Below are 7183 nucleotides of genomic sequence, written 5' to 3' on the forward strand. Positions count from 1 at the left end.
TCTCCTATGCATGAGGCTCTGCGCCGGCCAGCCGGCTTAACCCTCGTACCGTTGCATATCGGATGACGGGCCGCCCTCAGGCCCAGCAATCATAGGGACTAGGGGGGAGATTGGCAGCTTCGGCGCGCCGCCTAATCCTGCAACGTCGAAGATTGGCGAAAACCGATGTCACGTCAGATCTCCCCCCAAGTGGGGGAGATGTCCGGCAGGCCAGAGGCGAGCGCTGTCCCGCCGACCTCGCCGGGTTTTGCTTGGAGCCGTGTGGATCTTCCCCGCTGGACGCTTTTCCACCCAATTGTCACCATGTAGCTCTGAGAGAGTTTTCAACCGCGGCTGGGGACAGTATGAGTGACCGGATCGGGCGGCTCCAGCTTCAAATCAATACGAGGACATCATGACAATACGCGCTGTCGTTTGGGGCGAGAACATCCATGAGCGGACCAACGAGGTGGTCGCAGGCATCTATCCCGAGGGCATGCACGCGACGATTGCCAACGCGCTGAAGTTCGACCCAGAGATTTCGGTATCCTGGGCGACGCTTGAGCAGCCGGAGCATGGCCTGCCGGCCGACCGTCTGGCCGAGACCGATGTCTTGCTGTGGTGGGGGCACAAGGACCATGGCGCCGTCGCCGACGAAGTGGTCGAGCGCGTGGCGCGCCGCGTCTGGGAAGGCATGGGGCTGATCGTTCTCCATTCCGGGCATTTCTCGAAGATCTTCAAGAAGCTGATGGGCACGCCCTGCACGCTGAAATGGCGCGAGGCCGGCGAGCGCGAACGGCTCTGGGTGACCAGCGCAAGCCATCCGATCGCCGCGGAACTTGGCGAGTATTTCGAGCTCGAGAACGAGGAGATGTACGGCGAGCAGTTCGCCGTGCCGGAGCCGCTGGAAACCGTCTTCATCTCCTGGTTCCAGGGCGGAGAAGTGTTCCGGTCGGGGCTGACCTATCGTCGCGGCGCCGGCAACATCTTCTATTTCAGGCCAGGCCATGAGACCTATCCGACCTATCACGACGCCAATGTCCAGAAGGTGCTGCGCAATGCGGTGAAATGGGCGCACAATCCGCAAGGCTCCAATCCGGCCATCCTCGATGCGCCGAACGTACCGGTGGAGAAGGCGCTCGAACCGATCGTCGAGCGCGGCGGAAAACTTCATTCCGCGGGCGAAGCCGGCTTTCGCTAGGCCACCATCCCGAACCTTCGGTGGTTCGGGAAATCCATGATCAAACAAGAAGATAAGCCCCATCCTAAGGATAAGAATCATGCGTCTCTTGATACTCGGCACCGGCTGGATGGCGGAAGAGCACGCTAGGCAGTTCGGTAAGATCGAGGGCGTCGAACTGATCGGCGCCGTCGATCTCGACCGCGCGCGTGTCGACAAATTTTCGGACGTCTACGGTATCGCCAACCGGTTCGCGTCGCTGCAAGACGCGCTCGCATGGGGCAAGTTCGACGCGGTGGCGAACGTGACGCCGGATCGTATCCACCATCCGACCACCATGATGCTGATCGCGGCGGGCAAGCCGGTGCTGTGCGAAAAACCGCTGGCCGAAAATTACCAGAAGGCCAGTGAGATGGCCGATGCCGCCGAGCGGGCCGGCATCATCAACATGGTGAACCTGACCTATCGCAACGCCGCTGCGCTGCAGAAGGCGCGCGCCATGGTGCTGGCCGGCGAGATCGGCACGGTCAGGCATGTCGAGGCATCCTATCTGCAGAGCTGGCTGGTGTCCAAATTCTGGGGCGACTGGCGCACCGATCCGAAATGGCTGTGGCGGCTGTCGCGCGGCCATGGCTCCAACGGCGTGCTCGGCGACGTCGGCATCCACATCCTCGATTTCGCCAGCTATGGTGCCGGGCTCGGCATCGACCACGTGTTCTGCCGGCTGAGGACCTTCGACAAGGCGCCCGGCAAGCGGATCGGCGAGTACGAGCTCGACGCCAATGACAGTTTCACCATGGCGCTGGATTTCAGCAATGGCGCTTTCGGTGTCGTTCATGCCAGCCGCTGGGCAACCGGCCATCTGAACGAACTCCGCCTGCGCATCTACGGCGACAAGGGTGGCATCGAAGTCGTGCACAATCTGACCAGCTCGGAGCTGAAAGCGTGCATCGGCGAGGATGTCGAGAACGCCAAATGGCAGGTTCTCGACGTCGGAACGGTGCCGACCAACTACCAGCGCTTCGTCGATGCAGTGCGCAACGGTGTCCAGGCCGAACCGTCATTCCGCCACGCGGCCGAACTGCAGAAGGTGCTCGACCTGGCGGTCGTCTCGGATGAGAAGAGGGCCGAATTGAGCACCGATACGCAGTGATATCGTTCAGGGAATCTTGAGAGGAGCCAGCCATGGTCACGCGGCGCGCCGAATGTTCCTGCGGTCAGCTGTCAGCCACCTGCTCGGGCGAGCCGGTACGCGTCTCGGTTTGCCATTGCTTGGCCCTGCAAGCGACGCACCGGCAGCGCGTTCAGTTTCAACGTGCGGTTTGCCGAAGGTGATGTCTCCGTCCACGGCCGCTCGGCGGAGTTCACGCGCATTGGCGACGAGGGCGGCCGCGTCATCGACAGCTTCTGCCCCGATTGCGGCACCACCGTCCATTACCGGATTGACACTCAACCCGGTCTGACCGCCATCCCGGTGGGCGCTTTCGCGGACCCTGCGTTCCCGCCGCCCTTCCTGTCCTTCTACCACGAGAGCCGGCGCTGCCAGTGGGTCGAGGTCCGAACCGAACCTTTGGCGACGTTCGGCTGAAGCCGCTGGTCGCCTCCGGCTGACGTTTTAGGATCAAACCCAATCACTCTGAACGACCGAGTTCGACCCGGTCCGACCGTACAAGGCATTTCAGGCGACGAAGTCGATCCATCACCGTGCGTGGCTCGATCGCGCCGGAAGAAAGCGTTGTGCGTCGGCTGGGCAAGCTCCGTAACAGTTGCGCTCAACGGGGCACGACAAGTGCCGACGGTCCAATTGATCGCCGATGGTTAATATGTGCTGGCCATGCTAGAATTTAGCGTCCTCGACGTGGTTAAAATCGGGGCATTGCGACCGGTTGACGGCGCGGGAGGTCGACGGACAAACCACGAACAGACCACAGGGAGGAAGCATTGTTTCGGACACCAGTTCATCTTGCATTCTTGACAGCGTCGATTGTTGCCCTGCCATCTTACGCGGCCATGGCCGATGACACACAGATCGCGCGCGGCGAATATCTGGTTACGATTGCTGGCTGCAGCGACTGTCACACCTCCGGTTACTTCTTCGGGAAGCCCGACATGTCGCGCTTCCTTGGCGGTTCAGATGTGGGCTTCGAGATTCCTGGCCTTGGTGTCTTTGTCGCCCGCAATATCACGCCTGACAGGGAGACCGGTATCGGAAGCTGGACCCCGGAGCAGATCGTCACCGCGATCCAGACCGGCGAACGGCCGGACGGCCGCATCCTGGCGCCGATCATGCCTTGGCGCGATTTTGCGCATCTCACCGCGGATGACGCTATGGCGATCGCGGCATTCCTCCAAAGTGTGAAGCCGGTCAGCCACCAGGTTCCCGGCCCGTTCAAACCCGGGGAAGCGGTGTCGACCTTCATGATGCGGATTATGCCGCCGGGGGAAGCTGCAGCCGCTGCAACGAAGTAGGGCGGCTTTGATCGGAACGAGATTTTTCGCCGAATAATGGGTGAATGTCCGCCTTGGAGATGGTGAGGCCGATATCCGAACGGCAGAAATGGGGTCGATTCGAGCCGTTGCGCGAAGGGCAGCTTTTGAGAAGCGCCATGAATGTCGCGATATTGGCGCTACCTACTCGTTCCCATCGACGAGACGAATGGCAGCATCCACCTTCCCCGGTCCTCGGCGGCGGACGCGATGAACGGCTCGATTGAGCCCGAAACGAACTTCTGTCACATCGGTAACCTGCCGCCACCTCCTCAGCAAGATATGTGCTATTCTGGGGCTATGCCCGCGCCCTCCGACCGATCACGCGACAAGTCGCCGGAAGACGGTGCAGTTGCATCGGATCCGTATGCGGAGCTAGCCAATCGCGGCGATTGGTCCAGGCTTCACCGCGAACTGTCAGACAGAGACCGCTGCAGTGAACTTGGCGGCGCCGAGCTCCAGCGCCTCGGGGAAGCCGCCTACATGCTTGGGCGCGAGGAGGAATTCGTTCGGGACTACGAGAGGGCCTTCGAAGAGCATCTCCGGAACGGACGCGAACGATCCGCAGCGCGTTGCGGCTTCTGGATCGGGCTCACCCTGATGTTTCGCGGAGAATTCGCCCAAGGCAGCGGATGGCTGACCCGCGCCAACCGGCTGGTCGAGGATCATACGCAGGAATGTGCAGAACACGGTTACCTTCAGCTCCCAATGGTCGAACAACGTCTCGCCGCCGACAGGCCGGACGAAGCATTCGCGCACGCAACACGTGCCGCGGAGATCGGACAGCGCTGCGAAGATCCGGACCTCTTGGCTATCGCGCGCCACCTTCAGGGCCGGATATTGATCCTGCAGGGCGACTATGTGCGCGGCTTCGAACTGCTGGACGAGGCGATGGTTTCGGTCACCTCGGGCCGGCTCTCACCGATCGTTACCGGGCTGGTCTACTGCAGCGTGATCGAGATCTGTCAGAAATTTCATGCCACGGGCCGGGCGAGGGAATGGACATCGGCGCTGGTCGGATGGTGCGCGGGACAGCCCGACATCGTTGCCTTCACCGGCAGATGCCTGATCCACCGGGCCGAAATCCTGATCCTCGACGGCCACTGGGACGAGGCCGGCCGCGAGGCCGGTGTCGCCAGCATCCGCCTCAGCAGGGGCCCTCGAAGCACCACGCCGGTCCGGCATTCTACCAGAAGGGCGAGGTATTTCGCCTCCGCGGCCAATGGAACGAGGCCGATGCCGCCTATCGCGCGGCGAGCAGGCTCGGGTTCGATCCGCAGCCGGGGCTGGCGCTTATGCGATTGCAGCAGGGGCACGAGCAGCCGGCCCTTTCGGCGATCCGCCGCGCACTGCAGTCCGTCGACGACATGCCGGGCAAACTCCGCCTTTTGCCGGCTGCGGTGGAAATCACTCTCGCCGTCGGTTCGGCCGATGACGCTTGGGAGCTGTGCGAAACACTGCACGACTGCGCGCGCCAATATTCCGCGGATGCAGTCCGCGCCGCAGCCGCCGAGGCTACCGCGCGGGTGCTGATCCATGCTGGTCGAGCCGCGGAGGCATTGGCCCATATCCGGCGCGCGGTAGCGATCCTCTGGGACCTTCGGGCGCCCTATCATCTTGCCCGGATGCGGGTGCTGACAGCGCGGGCCTGTCTCGCAACCGGCGATACTGAAGCGGCGCAGACCGAACTGGACGAAGCGATAAGACTTTTCCGCGAGCTCGGCGCGCGCCCCGACGAAGCCGTTGCCGGCAAGCTGCGGGTCACCATGACGGCGACAGGCAGCGAAGTTCTCACCCCCAGACAGACGCAGGTTCTGCGCCTGATCGCGTCAGGCCTGACCAACCCGGAAATTGCCGGCGAGCTCGGTCTGAGCCAGCGGACGGTAGACCGTCACGTTAGCGATATCCTGACGCGGCTGAACGTGCGCACGCGCGCGGCAGCCACGGCCTATGCGGTCGAGCACGGCCTGATCGGCATGGACGTATCTGGGTAATCCTACCCAAGCCAAAATTTCTCGTTGCGTGGGTACTTACGCCGAAGCGGGCAACCGTGGCGCGGGTCTAAACCTCATGGCGTGGTAAAGGCCACAGGAGGTTTTCCCGATGCAAACGAATAATAACAACATGAGCGGGCCGGGCGGTGTCTGGCTCGCCACCGGAACGCTGCTGCTGGCGGCTGCGCTCGTCTTTCACGGGCCACCGGACGCGGATTTGTCTGTTCAGATGCAGAATATCGCCGAGGGCCATGGGCGATGGGCTACGGTCCATTGGACGGCGGCAGCGGCGCTGTTCCTGATCGCCGGCGCTTCGTTCCTGAACCTGGCGCTCAACCCCCGGGTCCGGCGTTCGCCGATGCTGAGTTCTGCCTGGATAGTGATGGCTCTCGGCGCCCTGACCACGTTCTCCACCGCAGTCGCCGAGGCATCGGTGGTCGCGGTCGCGGCCGACCGGGGTGACACCAACGCCTTCATGACCTGGTGGGCGTTTTCCGGCGGCATGGGTAACGGATTCTGGGCGCTCGCCCTGGCGACAGCGCTTGTCGCGTATCACGACGCCCGCGATGACGTCGGGATACTGCCCCGATGGGCCGCGATCGTCGGCTCGGCGTTCGGTATCCTTTCGGCAACCGGGTGGACACTCGGTGAGCAGCTCGGGATCGGCATCGGAGGTCCGATCTGGCTGATTTCCTCGCTGCTCATGTGCCTGTGGCTCGCGTGGTACGGGCTGTCCTCAAGGAGCGTCCGGTCGGGCAAGCCACAGCGCAAAGCGCCTGATCCAGCATCATCTTAAGACAGGAGGAAAACATGTCCCTTCAAACGAAGGAAATCGAAGCGACGATCCACGACGTCCACGAATTCTTCACCGACTGGGTGACGGGCCGATGCCGTGGCGACGATGCGACGTTCAAGAAGAACGCGCTCGACCGGATCAGCGAAGATCTCGTCGCCATCATGCCAGGCGGCAGGGCGTTCGGGAAAAAAGACTTCGCAGGTTACATGAAGAGCATCTACGGATCGAATCCGGTCTTCCGTATCAAGATACGCGACATCCGGATCAGCCATCAAAGCGCCGACCTGGCGGTCGTGAACTACCACGAATGGCAACGCGACGCGAAGGACTCCGATCAACCGAACAATGGCCGGGTCACGACGATGGTGGTCCGCGATCGCGGCTACAGCCGGGGGCCCGAGATCTTGCAAGTTCATGAAACCTGGCTCCCAGCCGATGTCGTTCAGTCCGCGGATTTCGCGTTCTGAGAAGCGTCGGTCCGAAACGGGCAGAGAAAGGAATTGCGCTGGCGGGACCATCGGCTCTGCCGGCGTCATGGAGCCAGAACTGTGCTTCTTTTCAGCCCGAATTGATCCACATTCAACGTCCGGCTAGCCCAGCAATCCGACCATTCCATGCGTTCGCGTGGAGCGTCGGCTCGCCACCGATTGTGTTGAAGAAGTCGGTGATTAAGCCAGGCGTTCTTTTCGCCGCGACGAGTTGCGATTGGGTCGAGGCGGCCTCCTTGCCCTAAGTGGCTGGGATTGG

General features: G+C 62.4%; 8 protein-coding genes. 7 read left to right on the forward strand and 1 reads right to left on the reverse strand.

Annotation, left to right across the window (positions count from 1 at the left end; all coding sequences use genetic code 11):
• Positions 1–394 precede the first annotated feature (394 nt).
• The 4 genes from NKI85_RS37055 to NKI85_RS37070 all read left to right on the forward strand — a co-directional run bounded on the left by NKI85_RS37055 (position 395) and on the right by NKI85_RS37070 (position 3628).
• On the forward strand, positions 395–1180 hold the full coding sequence (locus NKI85_RS37055; protein WP_352780807.1) for a ThuA domain-containing protein: 786 nt from the start codon (positions 395–397) through the stop codon (positions 1178–1180).
• 79 nt (positions 1181–1259) lie between these two features.
• Positions 1260–2312 carry a Gfo/Idh/MocA family protein gene (locus tag NKI85_RS37060; RefSeq protein WP_352532099.1) on the forward strand — a complete coding sequence of 351 codons (1053 nt, stop codon included), beginning with the start codon at positions 1260–1262 and terminating at the stop codon, positions 2310–2312.
• Positions 2313–2474: 162 nt separating this feature from the next.
• Complete coding sequence (locus NKI85_RS37065; RefSeq protein ID WP_352780809.1) at positions 2475–2747, forward strand: GFA family protein; 273 nt, start codon at positions 2475–2477, stop codon at positions 2745–2747.
• A 422-nt stretch (positions 2748–3169) separates the two neighbouring features.
• A complete protein-coding gene (locus NKI85_RS37070) occupies positions 3170–3628 on the forward strand; it encodes a cytochrome c (protein ID WP_352473794.1) in 459 nt (152 codons plus the stop codon).
• Positions 3629–4063: 435 nt separating this feature from the next.
• On the opposite strand, the gene NKI85_RS37075 is transcribed toward NKI85_RS37070, so the two are convergent.
• Complete coding sequence (locus NKI85_RS37075) at positions 4064–4366, reverse strand: hypothetical protein (protein WP_352532095.1); 303 nt, start codon at positions 4364–4366, stop codon at positions 4064–4066.
• Between the two features lie 575 nt (positions 4367–4941).
• Between NKI85_RS37075 and NKI85_RS37080 the strand changes: the two genes are divergently transcribed.
• From NKI85_RS37080 to NKI85_RS37090, 3 genes are all read left to right on the forward strand, one after another.
• Positions 4942–5640 (forward strand): helix-turn-helix transcriptional regulator, encoded by a 699-nt coding sequence (locus NKI85_RS37080; RefSeq protein ID WP_352780812.1) that lies wholly within the window; start codon positions 4942–4944, stop codon positions 5638–5640.
• Positions 5641–5749: 109 nt separating this feature from the next.
• Entirely contained in the window at positions 5750–6436 is a 687-nt protein-coding gene (locus NKI85_RS37085) for a hypothetical protein (RefSeq protein WP_352780815.1), read from the forward strand.
• Positions 6437–6450: 14 nt separating this feature from the next.
• Positions 6451–6903 (forward strand): nuclear transport factor 2 family protein, encoded by a 453-nt coding sequence (locus NKI85_RS37090; protein ID WP_352780817.1) that lies wholly within the window; start codon positions 6451–6453, stop codon positions 6901–6903.
• The last annotated feature ends 280 nt before the right edge of the window (positions 6904–7183 follow it).

Source organism: Mesorhizobium sp. M0571 (assembly GCF_040320985.1).
In the GTDB taxonomy this organism is placed as follows: Bacteria; Pseudomonadota; Alphaproteobacteria; order Rhizobiales; family Rhizobiaceae; genus Mesorhizobium.

What these genes read in the sequence shown, in the direction of transcription:
- NKI85_RS37060 (WP_352532099.1), top strand. Translation starts at nt 1,260, where the DNA reads ATGCGTCTCTTGATACTCGGCACCGGCTGGATGGCGGAAGAGCACGCT.
- NKI85_RS37055 (WP_352780807.1), top strand. Translation starts at nt 395, where the DNA reads ATGACAATACGCGCTGTCGTTTGGGGCGAGAACATCCATGAGCGGACC.
- NKI85_RS37090 (WP_352780817.1), top strand. Translation starts at nt 6,451, where the DNA reads ATGTCCCTTCAAACGAAGGAAATCGAAGCGACGATCCACGACGTCCAC.
- NKI85_RS37070 (WP_352473794.1), top strand. Translation starts at nt 3,170, where the DNA reads ATGGCCGATGACACACAGATCGCGCGCGGCGAATATCTGGTTACGATT.
- NKI85_RS37080 (WP_352780812.1), top strand. Translation starts at nt 4,942, where the DNA reads ATGCGATTGCAGCAGGGGCACGAGCAGCCGGCCCTTTCGGCGATCCGC.
- NKI85_RS37085 (WP_352780815.1), top strand. Translation starts at nt 5,750, where the DNA reads ATGCAAACGAATAATAACAACATGAGCGGGCCGGGCGGTGTCTGGCTC.